General features: G+C 47.2%; 21 protein-coding genes. 2 read left to right on the forward strand and 19 right to left on the reverse strand.

The window, feature by feature from the left end:
• Positions 1-7: 7 nt before the first annotated feature.
• The 3 genes from E5331_RS00305 to E5331_RS00315 form a co-directional block, all read right to left on the reverse strand.
• The gene (locus tag E5331_RS00305; protein ID WP_123482679.1) at positions 8-1,975 is read right to left on the reverse strand and encodes a DNA topoisomerase; all 1,968 of its coding nucleotides are present in this window, start codon (positions 1,973-1,975) and stop codon (positions 8-10) included.
• 137 nt (positions 1,976-2,112) lie between these two features.
• Complete coding sequence (locus E5331_RS00310; protein ID WP_123482680.1) at positions 2,113-3,606, reverse strand: DUF4099 domain-containing protein; 1,494 nt, start codon at positions 3,604-3,606, stop codon at positions 2,113-2,115.
• 29 nt (positions 3,607-3,635) lie between these two features.
• Positions 3,636-4,013, reverse strand: a complete 378-nt coding sequence (locus tag E5331_RS00315; RefSeq protein ID WP_123482681.1) for a hypothetical protein — start codon at positions 4,011-4,013, stop codon at positions 3,636-3,638.
• 360 nt (positions 4,014-4,373) lie between these two features.
• Between E5331_RS00315 and E5331_RS00320 the strand changes: the two genes are divergently transcribed.
• Entirely contained in the window at positions 4,374-4,826 is a 453-nt protein-coding gene (locus E5331_RS00320) for a DUF1896 family protein (RefSeq protein WP_135984305.1), read from the forward strand.
• Positions 4,816-10,884 (forward strand): MutS N-terminal domain-containing protein, encoded by a 6,069-nt coding sequence (locus E5331_RS00325; RefSeq protein WP_168355093.1) that lies wholly within the window; start codon positions 4,816-4,818, stop codon positions 10,882-10,884. The genes E5331_RS00320 and E5331_RS00325 overlap by 11 nt, the downstream gene beginning before the upstream one ends.
• 60 nt (positions 10,885-10,944) lie before the next feature.
• Here E5331_RS00325 and E5331_RS00330 read toward each other — a convergent pair whose 3' ends face one another.
• The 16 genes from E5331_RS00330 to E5331_RS00405 form a co-directional block, all read right to left on the reverse strand.
• A complete protein-coding gene (locus E5331_RS00330) occupies positions 10,945-13,158 on the reverse strand; it encodes a glycoside hydrolase family 3 C-terminal domain-containing protein (protein WP_135984307.1) in 2,214 nt (737 codons plus the stop codon).
• 22 nt (positions 13,159-13,180) lie between these two features.
• On the reverse strand, positions 13,181-15,574 hold the full coding sequence (locus E5331_RS00335) for a glycoside hydrolase family 2 protein (RefSeq protein WP_135984308.1): 2,394 nt from the start codon (positions 15,572-15,574) through the stop codon (positions 13,181-13,183).
• Between the two features lie 88 nt (positions 15,575-15,662).
• Complete coding sequence (locus E5331_RS20910) at positions 15,663-15,848, reverse strand: DUF5110 domain-containing protein (RefSeq protein ID WP_136013190.1); 186 nt, start codon at positions 15,846-15,848, stop codon at positions 15,663-15,665.
• Between the two features lie 162 nt (positions 15,849-16,010).
• A complete protein-coding gene (locus E5331_RS00345) occupies positions 16,011-16,565 on the reverse strand; it encodes a hypothetical protein (protein WP_123483784.1) in 555 nt (184 codons plus the stop codon).
• 16 nt (positions 16,566-16,581) lie between these two features.
• The gene (locus tag E5331_RS00350; protein WP_135985805.1) at positions 16,582-17,595 is read right to left on the reverse strand and encodes a hypothetical protein; all 1,014 of its coding nucleotides are present in this window, start codon (positions 17,593-17,595) and stop codon (positions 16,582-16,584) included.
• On the reverse strand, positions 17,595-17,867 hold the full coding sequence (locus tag E5331_RS00355; protein ID WP_123482458.1) for a hypothetical protein: 273 nt from the start codon (positions 17,865-17,867) through the stop codon (positions 17,595-17,597). The genes E5331_RS00350 and E5331_RS00355 overlap by 1 nt, the downstream gene beginning before the upstream one ends.
• Positions 17,868-17,878: 11 nt before the next feature.
• Positions 17,879-18,382, reverse strand: coding sequence for a hypothetical protein (locus E5331_RS00360; RefSeq protein ID WP_135985803.1), 504 nt, complete (start codon positions 18,380-18,382; stop codon positions 17,879-17,881).
• Positions 18,383-18,547: 165 nt separating this feature from the next.
• Entirely contained in the window at positions 18,548-18,829 is a 282-nt protein-coding gene (locus tag E5331_RS00365; RefSeq protein WP_107681980.1) for a hypothetical protein, read from the reverse strand.
• 10 nt (positions 18,830-18,839) lie between these two features.
• Positions 18,840-20,831: a hypothetical protein gene (locus E5331_RS00370; protein WP_135985801.1), complete on the reverse strand. Its 1,992-nt coding sequence runs from the start codon at positions 20,829-20,831 to the stop codon at positions 18,840-18,842.
• Positions 20,832-20,840: 9 nt separating this feature from the next.
• Positions 20,841-21,245 (reverse strand): hypothetical protein, encoded by a 405-nt coding sequence (locus tag E5331_RS00375; protein ID WP_123482462.1) that lies wholly within the window; start codon positions 21,243-21,245, stop codon positions 20,841-20,843.
• 20 nt (positions 21,246-21,265) lie between these two features.
• Entirely contained in the window at positions 21,266-21,592 is a 327-nt protein-coding gene (locus E5331_RS20545) for a hypothetical protein (protein ID WP_135985799.1), read from the reverse strand.
• A 185-nt stretch (positions 21,593-21,777) separates the two neighbouring features.
• Positions 21,778-22,053 (reverse strand): RNA-dependent RNA polymerase family protein, encoded by a 276-nt coding sequence (locus tag E5331_RS00385; RefSeq protein WP_135985797.1) that lies wholly within the window; start codon positions 22,051-22,053, stop codon positions 21,778-21,780.
• The gene (locus E5331_RS00390; RefSeq protein WP_123482464.1) at positions 22,022-22,840 is read right to left on the reverse strand and encodes an RNA-dependent RNA polymerase family protein; all 819 of its coding nucleotides are present in this window, start codon (positions 22,838-22,840) and stop codon (positions 22,022-22,024) included. The genes E5331_RS00385 and E5331_RS00390 overlap by 32 nt, the downstream gene beginning before the upstream one ends.
• Positions 22,841-23,403: 563 nt before the next feature.
• Complete coding sequence (locus E5331_RS00395; protein WP_136013192.1) at positions 23,404-24,750, reverse strand: hypothetical protein; 1,347 nt, start codon at positions 24,748-24,750, stop codon at positions 23,404-23,406.
• A 21-nt stretch (positions 24,751-24,771) separates the two neighbouring features.
• Positions 24,772-25,809 carry an antibiotic biosynthesis monooxygenase family protein gene (locus E5331_RS00400; protein ID WP_135985793.1) on the reverse strand — a complete coding sequence of 346 codons (1,038 nt, stop codon included), beginning with the start codon at positions 25,807-25,809 and terminating at the stop codon, positions 24,772-24,774.
• Positions 25,802-26,044 carry a hypothetical protein gene (locus E5331_RS00405; protein WP_135985791.1) on the reverse strand — a complete coding sequence of 81 codons (243 nt, stop codon included), beginning with the start codon at positions 26,042-26,044 and terminating at the stop codon, positions 25,802-25,804. The genes E5331_RS00400 and E5331_RS00405 overlap by 8 nt, the downstream gene beginning before the upstream one ends.
• Between the last annotated feature and the right edge of the window lies 1 nt (position 26,045).

Genomic DNA, 26,045 nt, shown 5'->3' on the forward strand with positions numbered 1-26,045 from the left:
ATACTGTTTATGAATATATCTTGGCGGCTTTGGCGGAGAATGTCACGCCGAAACGATTGTCGATTACCAGCGATTCGCAGAACTTGCGGCCTCTGCGGTCGATGAAGCCGTAGATGGGCGATGTGTACTTATATCGTACAAGCTGCTCGATATCCTTGTCTGTCAAGTCGTAACCGTGGATGTGGCGCGGGATTGAGAATCCGCAACACTCACAGGCTATTGTAGCCGGGAACACGGTCAGCCCGTGGTTGCCGCATTTCGGGCAGGTGTAGCCCGAAACCTTGCTGGCAAAGGACTTCTTGTCAGTGATGAGCGAGAGAATAAGGGGATGGATCCAGTTCTCATACTCCCTCATTACAGGCTTTGTGGGCTTGCGGTTCTCCGCGAGCGCGTCAACCTCGTCAATCTGGCTGATGAACTTGCCGATGTCGGCAAGTTCGAGGTGGCCGGCGTGCGAAAGGAGTACACGCGCCTTCTCTGTCGGCTCGATGTCGCCAAGAAGATACTTTACGAATCCGTTGTCGATGAGACGTTGGAGGCAGGCTCCGCAGTCGCGGTAGCTGCTCACGGGAAGAAGCGAGGGTGTATCACCACCTGTGTTGACCAGTTCATTGAGGTCGTGCAAAAATGTTGCGGCGGTCAGGGTTTCGGGTGAGTGATCCGAGAACGAGTAGATGCTCACACCTGAGATTGTAAATTCTATATTACCCGTTACACATTCCGCATCATCGGGCAGTTCGGCTGTGCCAAAGAAATCGACACCTTCGATATTTGCCGCGATTCCCACCTCTATACATCTTGCTGAGTCAAAAGCCATTTCTGTACGGATGTTGATGAGTTCATACACACGCTGCTCGTCGTCGCTGAGAAAAAGAGGTGTACGCTCGGTAGTGATGATTCCGTGGCAGTAAGGTATCTGCTCTTCGGGGCAGAACGGGAACGCCTTTGCCTCCGGGAAGCGACGTTCAATGTGACGTTTCAGATGATGCGGCAGCGAGGAGACCGATGTGCGGGGTGAAGATATAAGCCCTTTCTCGAAAAGAAGGTCTGCGGCCGCCATTGTACGGGCGGGCAGGAAGCCAAGTTCCTCGATAGCCACCTCCTGAAGGGTAGCCATGTTGAGCAACTCGTGTCGCCACTCCACCTTCGGGTTGACCTCCACGACCTCAGCCATGACAGTTTTGCCATTAAGTTTCATGAACTTGTCATACAAGCTCTGAGCCTCTGATTTCTTTGTCCAGAGTTCAGCCGGTGCCAACTGGACAGATTTCCCATTCCAAATTCCGGTGATGCCGACGCCATAGCGGGTCTTCTTTGGGAGCTTGACTTTCATGTTGTCGTAGCTGTTGCAAAGGAGCCAGAGCGCGGCGATGTCCATACGCTCCATCGGGAACGACTGCTTGCCATACATCTGGGCGAAAGCCTGTTCCACATTGGCACGGAACAGAAAGTTCATTCCGTGGTGAACGAAACCGGAGCGGGCTATACGTGTGATGTTGCGGCCTGACTCGCGGTTACGGTAGGCATAGGTTATCGCCCGGTTGCTCAGTGTGGTCAGCCACATGCGGCTGGTACGGCGTCCGGCTTTTGCTGCCTGACATAGAATAGCGAATAGAGCCTGAGCCTCACTTCCGTTGTTTGAGGCGAAGATGACCTCTGCAGCCTGCTCGACAAGAGCCTGAAGCCTGACGACCGTGCTTTTGTCCTCGTCGCTGACCTTGAATTTACCGCCCACATTGTCAGCACGGATACCGTACAGGTATCTCTTGGGGATAAAAGGGAGCGTCTTGATGAAGTCGCTGCCGCCGGCGTAATACTGAAACGGAGCCGGGCTGATGAAGTCCGGGGCCACTGAGGTGATGACGATGCTGCCGGTGTCGTTGGTGTAATCGCCGTTTTCGGTACGGTCGGTGCAGTTGAGGGCACGGGATACAGCGAAGGCGATTTGAGCGGAGTGTGCGATTACGAGATTCATAATATTATTTATTTTATTGATTATTACTTGTTTGAATTATTGAAAGAGGTTTAGAAAAGACATGGGGAGGGTCTGCCTCCCCATGTCGGTGAAGAGGACAGCCATTAGAGAATGGCAGGTATTATGTCAGTCGGTGATTATACTTTCGGTCCCTTCGGCTTACGCTGTTGCGCCTGCTGCTGTTCGTTCTTGGGAGCCGTCTGACCCTTCTGGAGCGGGTCTGTGATGTTTTTCGTAGCCTCGTTGGTCTTCCCCTGATTGTTCACGGCATACTGGGTCTTGCTCTCCTCGGCCACACCGACAACATTCTTGTTGTCGGCATAGTGATATTCAGTGACCGGACGCTGTTTCTCCTTGTTGAACTGTAGAAATACCGTGCAGGGCTGACCCTGCTTGTCAGTGACATTTACCATCTCGATTTTTTTACCAGCCATATAGTCGGCAATCTGCTGTTCTGTGAAATGTGTAGAACCCCACTTGGTAATACGTTTGGGGTTGCCATCAGAATCAACCCATGTATTACGTTGTTGTGTCTCTCCGGACTGCTCCTGTTTGAGCGACTGCGTGCGGACGAACTCGACATCACGCTTGTCGGCATTATACTGGAGGTCGCTGGTAAACTTGCGGCCGTTGTTCAGTTCGATTTCCTTACCATGTACCACGCCGCCGTCTTTCAGGATACCTATCTCTTTCATCGAAAGCTCGGTTTTGCCGATGTGGTTCTTTATAAAGATTTTATCCACAGGCATGGCCTCGATTTCGTTGGTAAGACGGTCAACGCTGACCAGACATTTCTTCATCTCCCCTGTCATGGGGTCGGCAAGTTCCACAACTTTGCCGAGATTGCCGGTTCTGAGAAGCTGCTCCTTGTCCTCCTTCGAAAACTCATATCCACGGAAGGGGACGTCAAGCGTTGGCTCGTTCTTGATGAAGTGTGGCGCAAGGGTGAAACTTCCATCGGGCTGCTCCTTGAAGGAGAGGCGGGCATCGAGAGTGAATTTTTCATCGCCGAACTGCGGGGTGACGGTAAAGAGCTGGGGCGACTTGTGGTTGTAGAGCATCGACTGGAGTGCGCCGGACTGTTCGAGAGTCTCCCGCTTAACGCCCCACTGCTGTTCGATGGTGGCCCAGTCAATCCTGTTGGGGTCAACGGGTGTCGCCTTGGCTGCGGTGGTTGTCACTTCCTGACTGGTCTGCACACTTTCCTGTTCGGGCTTAGGCTCTGTTTCCGGTTCCTGCTGTACTTCCGTCGGGGTCTGTCCCTGTACCGTGGTCTGCTCCTGAGACTGAGCCACTGACTTAACATCCACCTCGTAAGGCTTGAGCATCTCGCCGTTTGACGCGGGGTCTTGGATTAGGTCGGCCATTGCCGGAGCGATAGCGTCATAGCGGTCGGCAGGGAGCTTGAAGAAACCGAAAAGCGATGGATTCTGCGCCTGACGGATGAAATTGGATATGAACGCCTCGATGGGGTTCTGGTTTTTGTTGAACTTAACGAGGTCGCTCAACTTGGCAGTCTTGGCGTCTGCCATCTTCGGGGTGCCGTCGGGATTCTGACCGATGACTGCGCCTACCTGTCCCGTCTCGTTATTACGGGCAATCAGCACTTCCTGTTCCTGGATATTTTCCATAAACTTATATAGGGGGATTTTATGGCACCTTAGCCGGTGCCGAGGTTATTGAATCTTTCATTGCGGAGCTTCCTTCGCTCCATTCCTTCCGGACTGCGGGAACTGACAAATGTGCGGTCGATATATTCCTGCACCTGATGCTCGTAGTGGAATACCACTGAGCCGTCCTTGCTGATCATATACTCGATTTCATCGTCAGCCCTTAGTTGTCGGATTTTTCTCACACTGAAGCCGAATAGCTTCATCACGTGCTCGGTGAGATAAATCATGCGGCCGTTGATTGAGAGCACCGGAGGCTCTTTCTTCTTCATCATGCACTTGAGCATCTCAAGCATGATTCTTATCGCGGCCTTCGCGAACTTCGGGAAGGTTCCCACGTCGTTGTAGTCAATTTCAGTTTTCTTCATTTTGCGTTTCGTTTTCGATTACGATGCAAAATTACAGAGCCTGTATCCCCCCGCCGGGAGAGTACCCCAAAGTTGCCTCAAAGTAAATTTTATTTCACTGATAATCAGCGTTCTGAAAATTACAGGGATTGAATTTTGGGGTACTGGCCTTTTATAATCATTTGAAAAACAGGTGCTTTGCGGGCTTCAACAGTATGTCGAGACAGGGATTGGTGCGAAAATATCGCTTGTCGCGTCAGATTAAGGCATTGCGAGGCTACCGAGTACCATAGCCCCCGGAAATAATGATTGCCTCTTTCTATATGGCTTTCTTTGCAGCGTGAAAGGACTCACACACTAAAAATTTCCCTAAACCCTTTTATGAAAAGAAAGAATGATGGCCGAGGCTATGACCTCGACTATTATAACCTGTATCTGCGCCGTTACCTGACGGTGCATCACTTTCCCGAAGCTGATGATGACCTACTGATTGCCGCACGTGCCGAAGCTGCGGCTGATACCTATGTGGAATCAAGGCTTGACGGGGATGAAGTCTATGTATCCTCTGAGAAAGCCATTATACGTCTGCTTGATGGCTTTGGAATTTCGCAATACGATTTTGTAAGCGGCATACTTGCAGACGAATTTTCAGACCATATATCGCTTGATGAACGCTCCATCGAGTTCTGGACTTACACGTTGCTTGAAGAATTGCAGCCGGAGTTCAGGGATGTGGAACTGAGCGAGGAATATCTCAACACCAATGAGGGTGTGATTTTCAAACTGGTAGTCTCCGGGCGGATTGCCGAATATTTTGATGAGTATGGCCTTTAACCGTTTGCAGACCATGCGCGACAACATCGAGGCTATCAGGCTTGCCCTGAGCCTCGGTGTCAAGGGGCGCGGGGCGCAGACTGCCGAGGAAATTGCAGTGCTGCGCAAGTATGCCGGGTTTGGAGGCTTGAAGTGTATTCTCAATGATGCCAACGAGCTGGCGGATGCCGCCAAGTGGAGCAAGTCAGATATTGAACTGTTTGCGCCTACGGTTGAGTTGCGTCGTCTGATTCACGACTATTCGCGTGACGACAAGGAGTTTAACCGATATATGGAGTCGTTGAAGGCGTCAACGCTGACCGCTTTCTATACTGACAGCCGTATTGTGGATGCGATCTCCGATGCACTGAAATATCAGGGAGTCGAGATAAAAAGTTTTCTTGAGCCCTCTGCCGGTCAGGGTGCTTTCATTGACTCTTTTCTGCGCAATGACAGATACCCCGGTGCCGAAGTAATGGCATACGAAAAGGATTTGCTGACAGGCAAAATTCTGTCGGCATTACACCCATCTATACTGACTCGCATAGAGGGGTTCGAGAAGATTGAGCGCGACTTCAATGGTTACTTCGATGTCGCCGCCTCGAATGTTCCTTTTGGCGACTTCGCGGTTGCAGACCCGGCGTATGCCGTAAGCAAGGAGATTGGCTACCGTCAGGCGGCAAAGTCGTTGCATAACTACTTCTTTCTCAAAGGTCTCGACCAAGTGAGAGAGGGAGGCCTGATAGTCTTTATCACATCGCAGGGTGTGATGAACGCTGCCAGTCCCTTTATCCGCATGGAGCTTGTGAAGCAGGCTGACCTTGTGGCTGCACTGCGTCTGCCAAACAACACTTTCAGCGACAACGCCGGAACTGATGTTGGCTCTGACCTTATCATATTGCAGAAGCACACCGAAAAGAAGTCTTTGTCGGCTGACGAGGAGTTTTTCATTCAGTCGGTCATTGACCGGGGTACAAAAGTGCCGGGCAACAAATTCTTTCAGGCGTTTCCCCAGAATGTAATATGCACTGATGCAAAGGTTGGCACTGACCAGTATGGCAAACCTGCCATCGTGTATAACCATGATGGCGGTATAGACGGTATTGCCGGAGATCTGCGTAAGGCACTCGACGAGACGCTACACCGGCGTCTGAATCTGGAATTGTATAATTCCAACGGAATCAAACCGCCTACGCCTGACCCGGTTACACCAACTCCTACGCCCACTCCCAAGCAGGAGGCAAAGGCAGAAACTCCGAAGGTAGAAAAGAAGTCGAGCCTCACGAATACACCGCTGATGCAGCAGTATCAGGAGATGAAAAAGAAACATCCCGATGCTGTACTTCTTTTCAGAGTTGGAGATTTCTATGAAATTTTCGGCAAGGATGCGGTTATCGCCTCGGAAATATTGGGTATAACCCTGAGCCGTCGCCAGACCGGGATTGACAGCCGCATAGAATTGGCTGGATTTCCACATCATGCCCTCGATACCTATCTGCCCAAACTTGTACGGGCTGGTAAACGTGTGGCAATATGTGAGCAGTTGGAAGACCCCAAACTGACAAAAACGCCCAAGCAAAAGGTCGTCGAGACGGTTACACCCAATCAGCCGCCCAAAGTAGAACCTAAGCCGGAGCCAAAACCTGAGCCTGAACCTGCTCCAAAACCTACTCCCGCTCCCATAGAGCCAACAAAGGCAGAACCATCCAAAGAGATTGAGACAGACGTTAGTCCTGATTATACCGATAATCCCGACCCTCGCCTGTATGCCTACAATCTCTTTGGAGAATTAGAGCCAATCGGAAAGCCTCGCCGTCAGCCGAAGCCTGCGGAGGATGCACCAAAGCCGAAACCAAGTGTTGAAGTCAAGGATATTCCGGTTAAAAAGTTCCGTCCGCTCAGTGAGAAAGAATTGGAATTTTACGGCTCTCTCAACTGGGAGGACAATCCTCCTATCAATGGATTCTATGAAACCATGATGTCGATTGCACACCGTCAGTTGGAAGAAATGCGACTTGAACGCGAGGCGGCAGAGGCCGCCAAACAAGTCGCCACAAATGGCGAGACTATCCAAGAAGGTGATACCACAATCCAGCGTACCGAAGGCGACTTCATACCCGGCAGACAGCCAAGAGTGGCTACACAAAAGCCGGGACCTGTTACGGTCGATATGTCTCCCCGTCCTTTCTCGGAGGATATTCAGTTCTTCCACCACAACGGCAGTATGGTCGTTCAGGACGACATGGTCGGATTCCTTTCTGAAGTCCGCAAGAACGGCGCAACGTTCAATCCGTTGTCCCTCAAACCGGAACAGGCGAAGCGAGCCATGCTGTATGTTACTCTGTCTGAGACGTATCAACAACTCTACAATTACGAGGCTGAGACGCATGAACCATCGGAACATCTGCGCGAACACCTCAATCAGTATTACGACGAGTTTGTGGAGAAATACGGTAATCTCAACGAGAAACAGAATGTGAGATTTATCCTGATGGATGCCAATGGCAGGGATGCTCTTGCATTGGAGCGCGGAGAAAATGGTCGGTTTGTCAAGGCTGACATTTTCGATCACCCCGTTTCATTCGCCATTGACGAAGTTACTTCAGTAGATACTCCGATGGAGGCGTTATCCGCATCGCTCAACAAATACGGTGAGGTCAATCTCGAATATATGTCAGGACTGGTGGATATGGATAAGGATTCTTTGGTGGATAACCTCGAAGGACACATCTATTATAATCCATTAGTCGAAAACTACGAGATTAAAGACCGATTCATCGCCGGAAATGTCGTGGCTAAAGCCAATGACGTTAGGGCATGGATTGACCGGGAGGAAGAACGTATCAAGAATTTCCCCGGCTATGACGGCGTTGAACCGTTCATCGCCATGTCGAAAGACTCCCTCAAAGCATTGGAGGAAGCCCGGCCCCGCCGTATCGAGTTCGATGAGCTTGATTTCAACTTCGGTGAACGATGGATTCCCACGGGTATCTATTCGGCATATATGTCGTATCTGTTCCACACTGATGTAAAGATTGCATATTCTTCCTCAATGGATGAATACTCGGCAGAGGCGAGCCGCAAGAATATGACCATCTGGGAAGAGTTCTGCGTCAGAGGTTATTACCGTACCTACGACGGTATGAATCTGCTGAAACACGCACTTCACAACACTGTCCCCGACATCAAGAAGTCGGCGGGCAAAGATGAAGACGGACACGACATCAAGGTGCCGGACAACGAGGCTATCCAACTCGCCAACACCAAGATTGACGAGATAAGAAATGGCTTCTCGGAATGGCTCGAAGCCCAGTCGCCTGAGTTCAAGGAGAAACTCGTTGACCTCTACAATGACAAGTTCAACTGTTTCGTCCGTCCGCAGTATGACGGCAGTCACCAGACCTTCCCTGACCTCAATATGAAATTATTGGGTGACAGGTATGGAATCCACTCCATTTATCAGTCACAGATGGACTGTATATGGATGCTGAAACAGAACGGCGGTGGCGTGTGCGATCATGAGGTGGGAACAGGTAAAACGCTGATAATGTGCATTGCAGCGCATGAAATGAAGCGTCTCGGGCTGGCTCACAAACCGATGATTATCGGTCTTAAAGCCAATGTTGCCGAGATAGCCATGACCTATCAGAGTGCCTATCCCAATGCAAGGATTTTGTTTGCCGATGAAAAGAGTTTCAAGGCCGACAACCGCGTGGCGTTCTTCAACCAGATCAAGAACAACGACTATGACTGTGTGATAATGTCGCACGACCAGTTCGGCAAGATACCGCAGTCGCCGGAGATGCAACAGCAAATCCTTCAGGCGGAGCTTGACACGGTAGAGGAAAACCTCGAAGTGCTGAAACAGCAGGGACACGACGTAAGCCGTGGTATGCTGAAAGGTCTTATCAAGCGTAAGGAGAACCTTACTGCAAAGATTGCGACCATTCAGTACCAGATGGATCAGAACAGAGATAATGTTGTAGACTTCAAGCAGATGGGCATCGACCACATTTTCATTGACGAATCACATCAGTTCAAGAACCTTATGTTCAACACCCGACATGACCGTGTGGCGGGCTTAGGCAACTCGGAAGGCTCACAACGTGCGCTCAATCTTCTCTACGCTATCCGTACCATTCAAGAGAGAACAGGTAAGGATTTAGGAGCGACATTCCTGTCGGGTACTACAATCAGTAATTCGCTTACTGAATTGTACCTGCTGTTCAAGTATCTACGTCCGAATGAGCTTGAAAGACAGGAGATCAGGTGCTTCGATGCATGGGCTGCAATCTTCGCCAAGAAAACTACTGATTTTGAGTTTAATGTCACAAATCATATAGTGGCGAAGGAACGCTTCAGGTTCTTCATCAAGGTGCCGGAGCTGGCCGCTTTCTACAACGAAATCACCGACTATCGCACTGCTGAAGATGTAGGTGTTGACCGACCGATGAAGAACGAGATTCTTCACAATATCCCGCCGACACCGGCGCAGGAGGCTTTCATCGAGAAACTGATGAAGTTTGCCGAGAGTGGCGATGCCACGATATTGGGACGGGCCCCACTTTCTGAAACTGAGGAAAAGGCGAAGATGCTCATTGCCACTGACTATGCCCGCAAGATGGCTCTTGATATGCGTATGATTGACCCCAATGCGGAGGATGATCCGAACAACAAAGCGAGCCATTGCGCCAAGATGATAGCAGAGTATTACAGAAAATACGATGCTCAAAAAGGTACACAGTTTGTTTTCAGTGATCTGGGGACTTACAAGCCGGGCGAATGGAACGTATATTCTGAAATCAAGCGCAAGCTGATTGAAGATTACGGTATTCCGGCGCACGAGATACGCTTCATTCAGGAGTGTAAGACAGAGCGCAGCCGCAAGGCTGTCATCGAGGCGATGAACAGTGGCGATGTGAGAGTTTTGTTCGGTTCGACAACAATGTTGGGCACCGGAGTCAATGCACAGCAGCGGTGTGTCGCGGTCCATCACCTCGATACACCCTGGCGCCCAAGTGATTTGCAACAGCGTGATGGTCGGGCAGTTAGAGCCGGCAACGAGATTGCCAAGTTATACGCTGATAATAAGGTGGATGTAATCATCTATGCGGTGGAAAAATCTTTGGACTCCTACAAGTTCAATCTTCTTCACTGTAAGGCGACATTCATCGACCAGCTCAAATCCGGCGCACTCGGAGCGAGAACCATCGACGAGGGTGCAATGGACGAAAAGAACGGCATGAACTTCTCGGAATATATGGCAATTCTGTCGGGCAACACCGACCTGCTGGAGAAAGCCAAGTTGGAGAAACGTATCGCAGCATTGGAGTCAGAGCGTAAGGCCCACAACAAGGGCATTTCCGATTCCAAGTTCAGGCTCCAGACCATCAGCCACGACATTGCCAACAACGAGGCGGCCATTGAGCGAATGAAGGAGGACGCCGCCCGCTATGCGTCGGTTGTCCAGCGTGATAAAGACGGCAACCCCGTCAACAATCTCACTATCGACACCTGCAATCTCCGAGACGAGCAGAATATGGGTATCCACCTGCAAGGGTTGGCGATGAAAACCGACACGCACGGTCAGTACAAGCGCATCGGAGAGGTCTATGGCTTCCCCATCAGCATTATCTCGGAGCGCACAGTTGTTGATGGCAAAGAGTCAGTCCAGAACCGCTTTGTTGTGGAGGGCCACTACAAATACAAGTTCAACAACGGCTTTATCGCCATGTCCGACACCCATGCCGCCTGCATGAACTTCGTCAACGCACTGGAGAAAATCCCCGGCATAATCGTCCAGTACGAGGAACGCACAGCCAAACTCAAAGCCGACGTTCCCCAGCTCGAAGCAATCGTCGCCAAGCAGTGGGGCAAAGAGGACGAATTAAAACGACTCAAATCCGACCTCGCCGCCCTCGACCGCAAAATCACCGCCGCCCTCGCTCCCAAGAAAGAGGAACAGGACGGCGAGGAGAACAAGCCGGTCAACATGAAAGATGCTCCTGCTACCGACAATAAAAAGTCGATGGTAGCTGAGCCGGTCAATCAGTATGGATCACGAATATTTATGATATAGTAAAAGGGATGGTTACGCCAAGATGCGAACCATCCCCTTTTTTTACTTGCATGAAGTTTTTTATTTGTATGAGAACTGCACTGTTGAGCGAATATCCGTTGAAGAAGCTCCTATGATCGCTTTGAATTTGCCCGATTCCACAATCCATTCATGCTTGGTGTCATCGAAAAATTTGAGGTCATCAGGAGTAATTGTAAATGTCACATCAGTTGTATGTCCTGGTGAAACATTTACTTTCTTAAAACCTTTCAATTCTTTTAATGGTCTTGGAAGCGAAGATTTTTCATCCTGAATATAAAGTTGAACAATCTCTTTACCCTCGACATCGCCTGTGTTTGTAACTGGAATCGTAATAGTGATAGTACCGTCTTCCGACATCTCTTTTGCTGATACAGTCGGTTTGCCATACTCAAACGTTGTATAGCTGAGACCATAACCGAATGGGAATAGAGCCGGAATCTTTTTGGTGTCATGCCACCGATAACCCACAAAGATATCTTCAAGATATTCCTGTGATTGAGAATTACCGGGATAAGACATTTCTCCATAATGGTGAGCGGCGTTGTCTTCCAGTCTTTCAGGGAAAGAGAACGGGAGTTTTCCTGAAGGATTAACATTGCCCGACAGCACGTTTGCAATGGATTTTCCGCCCATCGAACCAAGGTACCATCCTTGTACAATTGCAGGGATTTTATCAATCCAAGGCATTTCAACGGCGTTGCCACTTAAAAGGACTACAATAACATTAGGATTTACCTCTGCAATACCTTCGATAAGTTCGGGTTGACCGAACGGGAGTCCGTAAGTAATTCTGTCACCGGCCTCACAATCCTGTTGATGGTTCTTATTCAGGCCTCCTACAATTATTACCACGTCACTTTCTTTGGCTTTTGCAATCGCTTCGGTACGTAGGGAGTCTGTCACGTTGGTCGGAATTTCTTCGACATGTCCGTAGATAGATGCGCCGGAACGGTATCCTTCGACAAATTCAATACGGTCGCCATACATAGATTTAAGCCCTTCGAGAGGAGAAACAATATCTTTAGGTTTAAGCTCTGATGAACCGCCACCGGCTGTAAGGTCGCGGACAGCATTTTCGCCGACAACTAAAATTCTCATGTTTGAATCAGACTTCAAAGGCAATAGCGGTTTCTTAGTCTTTGAAACGGGAGAGTTTTTTAATAGTACGATGCTTTCATTCCCTATAAGTTCCGCTACGGCATAGTGCTCCGGAGAGGCTATCGAACCATAAGGTTTGCCACGATTGGCAGCCGTGCGGAAATTGAGCCTCAACAGTCGTCTTACTTTGTCATCAAGAGTAATCATCGGCAATTCACCGGTTTTGAGCAGTTCTTTATAAGGATCGGCGAGATAATAATAATCGGTTGAGACTTTGCTTTCAATAGTCAGACCATTTGTATATGTTCCCATTTCAAGGTCAAGGCCATTCAAAGCAGCTTCACGGGTATCATGGGCACCACCCCAGTCGGTGATGACTACACCGTCAAAGTTCCATTCTTTTTTCAGGATATCATTAAGCAGCAATTCGCTATGGCACGCATGCTGTCCTCTTACTTTATTGTATGCGCCCATGATGCTCCATGCGCCGCCATCTACAATGGCGGCTTTAAAGGCAGGAAGATAGATTTCATATAATGCTCGGTCACTTAAATTCACATCAATATGATCTCTCCACAGCTCCTGATTGTTGAGAGCATAATGTTTGACACAAGCGGCAACCCCATTTTTCTGCATTTCCTTTATATATGGCACGACCATGGCTGAAGCAAGATATGGGTCTTCGCCCATGTATTCAAAGTTACGACCGTTCATCGGAGTACGGTAAATGTTAACGCCGGGTCCAAGCATTACATCTTTTTCGCGATATACGGCCTCCTCACCAAGAGCATTGCCATACATTCCGGCAAGTTCCGGATTCCATGTAGCGGCCAATGCAGTCAATGCCGGGAATGCAGTTATCGAATCGTTGGTTCTGTTGCTCGAACTCCAATCGTTCCAGTTTATTTCTGCTCTTACACCATGTGGGCCGTCGCTCATCCATAGGTCCGGAATACCAAGACGTGGTACACCGGATGATGAGAATTTACCTTGAGCATGGCACATTGCCACCTTCTCATTCAAAGTCATGCGGCTTATAGCATCTTCCACACGAACATCTAAGGGCAGTGATTCATCTTGATAAGCTGGAACTCCGGCCTCAGCATTACAATTGTAAAATAGCACTAATGAGACTATTGCATGTGATAGTTTCATATATTTACAATCATTTATATAATCATTCAGACTTTAATTTTACAATGGCTTTTTTTAGTCGCGGAGATGTTGCTTCGATGACTATTTTTCCGGCCTTGTCGGTTGACTTAACGATTGCAGCAGCACGTCCTTTCCATGCTTTGCGTGTGGGATGAAGATATCCTGAGCAATCTTTTATATCAGCACTGCCAGTAGCTTCTAATGTGCCATTGCCGGAAACCTTAAATGTAATTTCATTGTCAGCAAGCGGTACAAAATTTCCATAACGGTCGACTATTTCTGCGGTCACGTACACAAGGTCCTGATTATTGGCTGACAGAGCATTCTTATCAATAGTAAGTCTGATTGAGTATGGATTGTCGGCAGATTTAACGCAATTGGATTCTGCAATCTCATTCCCGTTATTGTCCAAAGCCATAGCTTTGAGTGTTCCCTTCTTATATGGGACCTTGAATATGGCTTTAAATTTTGTATCACGATTAGTAGGCATATCACCAACAATATCGTTGTCAAGATAGAGGCGTACAGCCGGATATGTGGATATGACCTCTACTTCAATCGGTTCACCTTCAAAACCTTCCCAATTCCAGTTCTCCCAGGTAGGATATGTACCCCACATTGATTCTCTGATATTCCCGAAATAGCCTTCTGGTTCCCTTACGGCAAGATAAATCGATGGAGTATTGCCATAAAGAATTTCACGATAATGCGAAATCGGTTTTCTTACACCGATTAAGTCAATGTCACCACAGAATGAAGCGTGCATAGGCCATTGACCGCTCACGAAAAATTCTGTGTCATTTTCTCCAGTGTAATAAAACTTACCTATACCAGCCTCACCGAGATAATCAATGCCGGTCCATACGAAATCTCCGATAATATATGGATTGTCGTTTACTCTCACCCAGTTTTCAAATGCGTCGCGAGGATATGACTCTGTTTGCCACATTATCCGTTCGGGCACTCGTTGATGATCAGATTCAGACATATGTATCATATAGTTGTATCCAGTTATATCAAGCTGTGCAGCTAATGGGTCATATATGTCCCATTCCGGATCCCAAGCACACAGAGCACTCGTCACAGGGCGCGTCGGATCCAGTTCACGACATAAATTTGCCATGTTTTTGGCAGTCTTTACTACTTCAATCTTTTTACGTTCGATAACTTCATTGCCTATGCTCCAGCAGATAATCGAAGGATGATTTCGATCGCGCTTAACCAGTGATTCAAGGTCTTTCTGCCACCACCGGTCAATATGCTTTGAATAATCAAAAGGTTTTTTTTCGTCACGCCATCCGTCAAAAGCCTCGTCAATAACAAGAAGACCCTGACGGTCGCATTCGTCAAGAAATGCAGGTGACGGGTGATTATGGCTTGTACGCACAGCGTTAAAGCCTGCCTCTTTTAACATTTTGACTTTGCGTTTTTCGGCTGCGTCATAGCTGCGTGCACCAAGCAGACTATTGTCGCTATGCACGCACGCCCCCGTTATAAGTACCGGCGAGCCGTTAAGAATGAAGCCGTTTGCAGCAGAATAAGAAATGCTCCGTGCTCCAAAACTCTCCGTAACGCTATCAATAGTATTGCCTTCCTTATTTTTAAGGGTTATATTCATAGCATATAGATTGGGAGTTTCAGGACTCCATAACAGAAGAGCGGCCTTGTTAAAAGTAACCTCGGCATTACGACCGTTGAATTTAACAGGCTGATTATAAATCTCCTTGCCGTTTTTGTCATAGATTGTTGCAACGGCATTCACGCCATTGACAGGTCCAGTTACTTCAAATTTAGCATTAACAGTAGTATTTCCGGTTTCAACCCGTGGAGTGGTTATATAGAGAGACCATGGTTCAACGGCTGTTTCAGGCAGATTTAGAAGCCATACATGGCGGTATATACCTGACCCGGTATACCATCGAGCGTTTACCTGTTGGGTGTTGTCAACTTTTATGGTTATGTCATTGTCCCCTTCTTTCAGATAAGGAGTGATGTCATACATGACTGAGGAATATCCATAGGGCCTATGACCGGCAAGACTGTCATTCACGAAAACATGGGCATTCATGTATGCCCCTTCAAGATATAGAATGTGACGATAATCTTGATTTTTTATATTCAGAGTTTTTTTATATATACCCTTGCCGGCCGGAAGATATCCGCCATCATTTCCCATGGAGGCTTCATAATTGAAATCATTAAGTATACTCCAGTCATGCGGGAGGTCTATGATTGAATATGATTCGTCCAAGGTGTTTCCCTTGTCATCCTGAACAAGAGAAAAAGCCCAGTTGTCATCTAAGAGTTGTTTTCTGACTCTGTCATTGACTATAGTGACAGAGGATTCTGCTGAAATTGAAAGCGTTGTTGTTAACGCACAACAACATATCAGCAAGTGCTTTATGATTTTATTCATTGAATGATTGTTAATTAAAAATACTCAAGGAGGGGGTACAAGCAGATTGAATCCCCCTCCTCGAGATTGTATAGGTATTATGGAGCTTTTATTTTACAACTACCTGATTGCCGGTATATGTCACCTTTCGGATATTGTCGTCACCTGCAATTTTTACATTAAATGTACGAGAAGCAGGCATTCCATCAAAAGAGCCGGATCGTTTACCGATGGTCAGTTTTTTTGCTTTGTCATTCCATTTCAAGGGAATTGTAGAATACCTGTCTTTCCGCAACCCTTACTAAGAATCAACCACTTGTAAAATGGTGGGGCAAAAAGTGGGGCAGAAATAAAGAAAACGTCCTTTTTGGGGGCGTTTTCTTATTTCTATCAGGAGCGTTTCCCAACGACCCTGACCCATAATAAACCAAAATGTGAAATGCCTACTATTCTACTATTATTTTTGATTTCTGATTTTCTTAATAAGCCATATCACCGCTATTACTACGATGACCACAAGTATGCCGATGGATATGCCGCCTACTTCCTGCTTGAGCTGTTCCCATTTTGACAACTTGCGTTCAACCGGCATCGGCACTTGCTGGGATTTTTCTATCATTGCCATCAGCTCCGATTTCTGCGCGGTCAGAAGACTATCGATATACTGACGTATGATTTCAGTCTGTCGGTTGCTTTCCGTTGAACTTGCCCGGTCGCTCTTCTGAATCCGGTCGCGGTATCGCTCCTTTGAAACAATATCGCCAAATTCATTAATATGGACTACTATGCTATCCCTGACGGATAGACTGTCGCGAGCAGATACACTGTCGCGCCTTTGTTCCATCACGCGGATTTCATTCATAAGATTCTGGACGCGCTGAATCAGAATCTCCGTATTATTTGATGTGCTATCCACTTTGGATTTTTCAACCGGAATGTACTGCTGACTTTTACATCCCGTTATCCCTATGCAGAGAATAGCCATAAGGATGGTAACAATCTTGGCTTTCATATTTCTACGAGTTTTGTTAGTCATTTGCAGTTTGTTCAGATGAAACGGATTCATCTGCGGTCATTGTAACAACGGCTTTATTAGACCCGGCTATTTCAGACCACTGCCCATTCTGCATAGCATAGACGCATTGGTCATTTGCAGGGATTTCCGGAATTGAATCCAGCTTAGTGTTGACTGTGGTCATTTTTGTTTCCAACTGGGCCACACGCGCAAGCAGAAGATTGTATGTCTGAATTGATATGAAACCGCTGACATCAGGAATATCCGATATTTTGGCGTATATACGCTCCGCATCGGTAGCTTTCAGATAGGGAGCGAGGTCAACCTTTGGCATGAATTTGCCTACGGCTTCCCAATGGTCGCCGAGCCATAGATACTCGATATATTCATTCTTACCGACTTCACCATCCGGGTCTGGTACGCAATAGATTTTATTCTTGATGTCGGATGTCGGAAGCTCATCAACCACTTCAAACGGAGATACATCAAGTTTCGTCCGTATTTCATTCTCCGGCGTGATTTCGATGCCGTAGCCGGGTGTCAGTTTGTTCTGCTTTCCATTCAATGCCGATGTTGTGGCGTATCCATCTGTGATAAAAGCCTTGAGTAAGGACACAAGCATACTGCCATTGGCATTATCTTTGGCAAAAGGGATGATTTCGTTTCCGTCAAGTTGAAGAGCCGGGATAAGCTCACTTATTTTTAAGTCTTTATCTTCCATATCGATGTTGTTGTTTTCTTGTTTGATTGCTGAACCTGATTCAAGGAGTGTGTTCTTATTGCTTTCAAGGATAATCCCATTTGGGCGGTTGGTCGTTGGCTTGATTTCAAAAGCCTTTGTGCCATCTTTCTCAAGCAACAAGGATTTACCACTTTCAAGACGGAATCCGAAACCATTCTCTTGCTTCAATGCCGGCTTCTTGACTTCAACAGTACGATTCTGATGAAAGGCAAGAGAAGTCTGGGGCAGTCTTATGTTAGACAACCCTATTTTAAGCAAGGTGATTATAACTGAACTCCGTTCCATTATGATTCAATCATTCTCGCGTCTGTCACTTCCGAATATGATACGATTGATACTTTTACACCGGCATAGATGCCAATCTCAAATATCAGGTCTTTCGGACTGTCATCGCCAAATTTTACTATGGGGATAGGTGGTAAGTTACCGATGGCGGCCAGAACCCTTAAAGTCGCACCTGCGGCTCTGCAAATCTGGACTGCGGCATTGCCCGTTGATATGAACTCAGCTGAATAGTAACCTTTAGGGTCTTTATTGAATGTTAGTTGCTTTTCCATTACATTTTGACTTATTGCTGATTGTCATCTTCTTCATCGTTTGAAGAGCCTTTTGTGATTTCGGTTTCTTCAATGATGGTTAATTTCTTTTTCTCTTCTACGACATCATCAAGAAGTTCCTCTTTGCCGACCAGCTTATAAAAGTTGAATTTCTTTTTGATGCCCTTATATTCAAGATAGTTATTGACACATGAATTAATCTCTATGCCATAGATAATGAACAGCATACCCATACTGATGATAGGCACACCAATCGTTATCTCAAAGGTCATACTGCATACTTCCGCAAGTGTGACCCAACACAGGTAATCAAACATCTTGTTTATGGTTCGCCGGATAGCGCGTGAAAACCTAATCTTTTCACCTCGCTTCTTGGCAGCCATAATACCAAACCTTAAATCCGCGATAACAAGAATCATCCCCAGTAACAGCCACGGGACAAGATGCGTGTAAAAGGATGTGATGGAAGCACCCAGCACAGCAAATATGGAACTAAAGAGGTTGTTGTCGTTCATTATGTATGGGGATTATAAATGTTATTACAAGATGCCATTCTACAATAAGAAGACATTCAAAAGTATCTACATTCCTCCGATTAAAGAACTCTAAACCCCGACAATCTACGACTTTACCCAATAGTCGTAAAAATCCCACCTAATCAATGTTAGATGGGATTTCATTTAGTCTGTTACTACTTCCGCTTCATGTCCCAGAAGTCGGTTCATTGCATCAATGAAAGCTGGACTACATAAGGTCATATAGGTTTCAATCTGTTGAATTTCCTTGTCGGTATAGTTTGTTGGGCCGTCTGAATTATATATCTTCAAAGCCAAAGCGTGAGCGGCGACACCTTGCCCCATATTGTATATCACATCTGCAAATTGTGTACGCAAGTCACAAATGGAACAATTCTTATGCGCCACATCCGTGAAGATTTCAATTCTTGAGAAGTCTATTTTCATATTCGTTCTATCAGTTTTGTCTGTTAATAATCCTTGCTGTATACATCAGTGTATAGGATGTATCAAGCACGCCTGTTTTATTGGGGTCATAAACAAGTAGGAACGTTACAGCATCACCAGCACCCATCTCAAGGTTGTCATACCTACCATTATTCCAATGTGTCATAGTAGGATATTCACCGGTAAAATAAGGTGTTTGTTTTGCTCCATTGACAGTAACCTCTTTTTTACATCTACCATAAATATTGAAGCTATTCTGACTATTCAAGTCAGCAACAACAATAAACTCTATGCAGAATGGCGTAGATGTACCTATTCCAAGAGCTTTACGAACTTGTGATAGGGTTGGAAGTGTTATACCGGAAGATGAACCAGTTGCATAGACAATCCACTTGTTATTTTCCGATATTTTCAAAAAACCATCATAAATTGTATTGCTACTATTTATAGTATATTTACTATAATGATAACCACTAATCCAACCGTCAAGATTGCCATTGCCAGTGCCAAGAAACGCATGATTTATATCTGCATTTTTAGCAGAAAGAAGCATAGCGATATTTCTACCAAGACCCCAAAAATTATTAGAATCCTCATTCTCAAATCGCGCTACGGCTCTATTCCCTGTTGTTGCGGGAAGCACATTGCCACCAATTCCAGCAAATGTTTTGTGGGTATCATTACGGAATATAATACAGGCATCATTTGAGAAATCTGGGCCATTTGTCAAAGCACTGCCTGAAATATTGAATCCTGCAATCTTTCCAGATGTGGCATTGATAGTTCCTGATATGTCAGCCTTGGTTGCTACCAGATTACCATCGACATCAACCCTAAAGGGTGCGTTATCCGGTGTTGTTGAACCTGCCCAAATACGAATCTTCTTTCCACTATTAGAGCCGGAAAAGCCGGCAGTGACAACCCCATCATCATTTGTTATAAGAATCTGGTTAGATTGCATCAGTGTTATGATGGCATCGTCGGCAAGAAGCAACGGCGTGTATATCGGTTCAACTTCGTTAAGCGGCTCCCAATATTTAAGCCAAGGTTCAGTCCCTTCGCTCGTAAGTTGTGGGGCGTTGTCTTCGGAGGAATGATGAGTTTCCCTGCACCTGAACCATTTCGCTTTAGAGGCGAGCACAGAATTTTGCTCGGACATGAGATACACAAGGTCTATGTATCTTAGTCCGGCTGTTTCAAGTTCCGAGTCATTACGGAACATAAACCCAGTAGCAAATTTGGAGCGGCGGTATATGCAGCCTTGCAGACCTTGCAAACCCGGCGTACCATCCTTGACCGTATGGACGCATATTATCTTTTCATATTTCTTTCCACCGGCAGTGACAGTAAACGGAATGTCTATATTCACATCATTTCCTGCGACATACCTGAAATAATAGTAAAATCCATCGGAATCATCGGTGCCGAACCCCCATGTCAAACCGGATGTTATGGGTTTTGACATACCCTCCCCAAGAGTGGAACACAGGTATTCATCATTATATTTCAGCTTTTTATTTCCTATATACACATCAATCTTGACAACTCGCCGAGGAACAGATGTTGAATAATTGAACTCAACATTCTCGGGAGATACAACGATAGTGACCGCATCCATTCCGGGCTGTCCTTCACGGTTTATGACAAGAGCCTCGGATGCAACCACTTTGTTATTGATCCGATACTCGAAAGACACTGCCGCATAAGTTGCCGCAGCTGCAGAAGAAACTCCAGACGCGGCAACATCTGAGATAGTGCCGTCCATTTTAGTATAGACCAGCCTCATACCTCCATCATTGGCCTCGGAAGTAACGCCACCAACATTTTTATAAGCTTTTGCGGTTATATTGTTGGCATTACATATGACCGATCCGTCTGCTTTTATAGTTATTGAGTTGGGTGAAAGAACAATATAATAGTTGACCGAATCGGCCCCCGGTGTCCCCGGGGTGCCGTCTTTCGGTCTGCGCCTGATTGTTATGCGGCCTTGTGCTTTCGGCATGACAATTTATTATTTGAGCATTGTGATTACGGTAGTGGCGATTCCTTTGGCGGTCGTGCGCCATGACTGATATTCCGACCATTCATTGACATATTCCTCGCGCTTGTCTTCTTCGACAGAGCTTCGGGTGTCTTTCGCGTCAATGAAGTTTGCGGAGAGAGCCTGAACGTCATCCGCAGAGTATCTGTCATTGACAATTGCCGAAACTATCGAGCCATAGGTGATGGGCGCGGGCACATCAACGTTATAGCACTCGCATAAATCTTCCGGCTGTGACGGGGATTCCTCTGAGCCGTCCGTGATTTGAGGATCTGGAGCTTTCATGATGTCGAAGAAAATTCTGAGGACTGCGCCCTCCTGACGTATGATGATGCCGCTTTCGGGAATCACCGGGATTTGTTCTAATGTCTTCATTTCTTTTTCTTGTTTTGGGATTATTCAAATATGTAATCTGTAATTCCGTCTCCGATGTCTCGCTTTTTGAGCTTTGTCTGAATCGGAAGCGCGTTCATTGTTTTTGCCTGGTCGAGCTGGGACTTCAGGGTGAAAGAGTTCGTGATGAACTTCGCTTCCTGATTCTCGAAGACTATCTTGACGGCATAGCGTCCACCGCCATTGCGAGTCTTCACGTCCGGCTCGAAATCTAAGACTGTTATAGGGACGTTCAGAATCTCCATTGCCCTGACTTTACGTATGTCGAAGAAACGCTGTCCGTCCTTGGTAGTGCTTCTTCCGGTTATTCCCATTTCTGAAAAACTCATGTCGTTTTTTTGTTATAGTTTGCCATAAATGACGGCAGTTGCCCCATTTGCACCAGCCCCAATATGAAGCCCGTGTCTCCAGGCGGCGTTTTGCCGTTCTGATTTTCTTTTCCTTTCTTGCGAAAGACTTCTTTATTGATTTGCGCAATCTCACGTTGCCGTGAGTGAAACAGTAGCCGAGGAAGTCAATGCGTCTTCCGTCTGTTACCGCCGCGCTGACGCTTCCTTTTCTTCCTTTGTCCGGGTTCTCTTTCATGTCCGATTGGTGAGATTACAATGTTGGATTTCACACACAGTCCGAGTTCAGATGACTTCTCATAGAATATTCGGAGTTTCCTGCGGGCTTCGGCCTTGGTTCTTGCAAGTCCGAGCGTATCGTCACAATAACGCAAGTAGCCGTGATTCCTTCCTTTATACACTACGGCGTGGTCAATGCGCTTGCCGGACAGATTGCCTATCATCTGACTTGTGACAGCACCGATAGGCGTTCCTCTTCGTGCGTTCGGATTCTTCATTCAGGGTCTGTATTATGTTTTCATCGCTTGCATAGTTGAAAAGGATAATCCGTATAAGCCTTATGAAATGTCTGTCCTTGAATAGAGCGGTCATTTCTGCCTCAATCAGCTCATGTGGAATCGACTGATAGAACTTCTTGAAATCGGTCTTCCAAAACCATTTCCATTCCGGGTGTCGGCGAAGCATCTTTTTCAGAGTCCTGACACCGTAATGAAGCCCGCGCCCTTTGATGCAGGCGAATGCGCCGGGTATCAGACTGCCATAGACCTTTGGCTCGATTACACGCAGTACCGCATGATGAAGTATGCGCCACGGATAGAAATGCTGTTTGATTATCTCCCTGACTTTGCCGGCATCGGTCTTGATTTCCTGCGATGTGTACTCGCAAGGAGGGAAGTCAAGCGTCAGAATCATGAGTTGAAGTTCACGGAGTTCCTGAAACTTTCTTTGATTGTGCCGTGTGATATAGCGGTGCGGGACATGAAACACCCTGCCGCTTTTGACAATCCGGCGTTGCGATTTCCCTTTTTGTGCCGTATCGTCGGCGGCAAGAAGATTATCCATTGTAGCTATCCGCTCAATGATGTGTCCCTCTCGTTTCGGACGTTTGCCGCCGTTAATCCTTATGGCGGACTCGTAACGTTCGATACGTGCCGACAGCAACGCGTCAATCTCTGAGCAGGAGAGTGAACGCCAGTCAATGTCTGATATGTCAGCCGTGAGATATTCCATGTCTATACGTGTATCGTCATTCTGAAAGAAGTGTCGTGTTTGCCAAACTCATGTCTTTTTCAGACCTATATAAAAAGATTCCACATAGGCAAGCGGACGCTTGCTTGGAATCCCTGCCCGGAGCTTTCGAGAGTCAACCTACTTGCCCCGCTTGTCTGCCCGCAAGAGACAGACCTTTCCGCTTACGAGATTTTTTGACTTCACGGAACTGTGTCTAAGTTCCGTTACGCTGCACAGTCGAATCGAGTTAGATGCAGGGTCAGGGTTCGGGGAACGGTTTTCAGGATTTCTCCTGTATGTCAAGTTTGGCGAGAGCCGTAATTCGCGTTCGCATTCGAGAAAGCGTTCCTCGAGTTCGCGATGCCGAGACCGCAATACGAGCCGTAATTCGCATAGCCGCCCCAAAGCACAAGCTCTGTCCCCCTCCACCCACCGTCCGCGAGCCGTTCACGCTGCACGTCCCGAAAACGAGACCGCTCCGTGATTGCTCTTTCGGACGGATTTGGAAGTTTCTTTCAGAATGTCAAAGTTCTTTTCTTTTGTTCAGCGATGGAGTTGATTACTTATGCGGCCGCAACGAGCTGTTTGCCGGACATGAACGTGAGCGGGCCGTAATAAGCAAGGCGAGAGCCGTAATTCGCGGACGCAAACGAGAAAGCGTACCTCGAGGGCGCGAGGCCGAGACCGCAAGACGAGCCGGAATTCGCATAGCCGCCCCAAAGCACAAGCTGGCCTGTGTTGTTGATATACTCATAGTCACCCCAATAGGATGTCGCGCCGCCTCCGATTGCAGAGCCGAATATGTCGAAGTATTCGCCAATAATCATCTTTGAGATATACCCCTCTGAATTAGCCGTAACGGCTCTTCGGGCGAGCTGACGGTATTTGCCATTGGGGTGGGTGGAAAGTTCAGCCGCTGTCGGCATACGGTTGCCTTCATAGATGAATATTTCCTGACCGGTCTGAGCTGAATTTTCGGAGTTTCCGCAGTATACTCCCTGAATCATCTCATATTGCCATCCGTAGGGGTCTTCGATTCCGAACAGATTCACACGTGATGAATTTGTCGTGTGTATGGTGCTGTCGGATGTGTTAACGAGATTTGCGATACTGATTTTGGCGAGAGCGTCACCGAGACTTTTTGTTGCGCCGGTCAGCAATTTTGAAGCTGCGCTCCACACGTCCTTCCAACCGCCCTCGCCGCCGACACCATTGCCGAGCTGTGTCTGAATGTTCGGGTTTCCGTAGTGTCCGAGTCCGAGCATCATCATATAACGGCGATGGTCGTAGTTGGTGAGACCCCAATCTTTGCCGTTCACCTGAGCCGCAGTCCAGAACTGTTCTATCGTTTTGGCACCTGTCGGGGTGACACCCGAACGAGATACGAGCGTGCTTCCTGACATACTTCCCTTGTATGCCGCGATGCAGATGTATTCATCGTTATGGCAGTCGCCGATATAGTGTCCGCCGATGGGGAGCTGCGAGAGCCAGAGATAATCTACACCGCTTGCCGCGTCCTGCTTTATTACATAATAGAGACGCGGGCCGATGAACATGACATTCCCTTTTGATTCATCGAGAGTCGTGCCGTCCGCATATATCGCGGAATTGGTCGGGGACAGCTTTGCCGCGAGTCCCTTGGGGGTAACAAGATAGCGTCCGCACATGGACTCATATTCGGCTCTCATACCGGTGTTGCCGATAACACCCCATGCCTGGCTGGTCTGATTCTGTTTGAGTGGCACACCCCATGCGACCTGACGCAGAAGCATCTCGTCGCCGGTATTGATGACATTCATGAGGTTGTCAAGTGTGATGCGGCGTACAGAGCCGTTGATTTCCATAAACACACAGTTTGATTTGAGTGCGGAAGTCACAAGTGTTGCTGTTCCTAAATCTTGATTTGCCATATTTTACTTTGATATTGATTGTTAGCTGAATTCTACTTCTGCCACTACCTCGACATCATTTTCTTTGTTGTTTCTGTCTGTCTCGGCAGTGGTTATTGTTATTGAGTCTGTGTTACTGTGCTTGATTGATTTCCATGTGTCCTTATCCATGACATCGCACTTCCAGACGGGATTGTTGAGGGTCTGCACTGAGTTGGTGCGTGTGTTCACGACTTTTGCCTTTACCGTGACATTCTGCCCAGGGGCAACCTCTCTCGCAGTGGAGGTGTAATCAAACACGATGATATGCTCGTCAAGCGAGTCAATGATATAAACCCCTGCCCGTGCAACGGGGGCTGTATCGGAAGCTTTCAGATAGAACTCGGCGATAAACAACTGTGTGCCGTTGACATCATCGCGACCGACAGTGACTTGCTTGTTACCATCCATCGATGACCACGCTGTGTCATCTTTGAACCACTTGACATGATAAGACGTAACAGGGTCTGCTCCTGACTGTAACCCAGTTTTCAAAAGAGATGTGAGATTGTTTGAGTCAAGAGTCTGAGGAGAGGCTACTATATAGCCATAGAAAGATGAAGCACCCATGTTCTGAATCACCACATCAATGCTCTTGGCGATATTGTAATTAGTACCAGAGAGGGTTGCCACGCAAGAATATTCAAGCTCACCGTTAGCCACGGCATTAGCATTGGCAAGATTCCCGATAATTTTGAGTGAGCCGCCTTCGTCGCCGGTTGTAAGATTGATCTGAAACTTTCCCGTGCTGTCAGTCCTCCAAATTCCATCAGAGCTTGTGGCTCCCGTAAAAATAAGTGTCTGCCCGTTCCATTTCCATTGGTGAGATGAACGAACGACTGTATTTCCTCTTACTGATGTGACTTTAGGAGTGATTATGGGCTGGTTGGCAGCGACAGTCCAGTCGGGCGACACGCTTCCGGTGGAAGTATCAACCCCTTGATAAAGAGGCTTGCCGTTGGTGTCAAACGATACATAAAGGCTGTCACCGTTTCGCAGACGCTTAATCGTAATACTGCCTTGTGCTGAATAATTACTCATTTTCTGTCTGTTTTATTTGCGTTAATGATTTGCGCCCTTTTATGAAATCAAGTGCCGATACACGGCTTACAATGAAGCCGTCAACCTTGGCAACTATATCATGAAGTGCCATGTCAGGGAATTTAAACTTTAATTCATTTTCATTCAAGATGACCTGCCCGTCAATTATTGAGGGCGATGCCGGAATGATGCCATTGCCTATGACTGAGCTTATTGGTGCGATGATATACTTCATA

The organism is Lepagella muris (assembly GCF_004793975.1).
In the GTDB taxonomy this organism is placed as follows: domain Bacteria; phylum Bacteroidota; class Bacteroidia; order Bacteroidales; family Muribaculaceae; genus Lepagella; species Lepagella muris.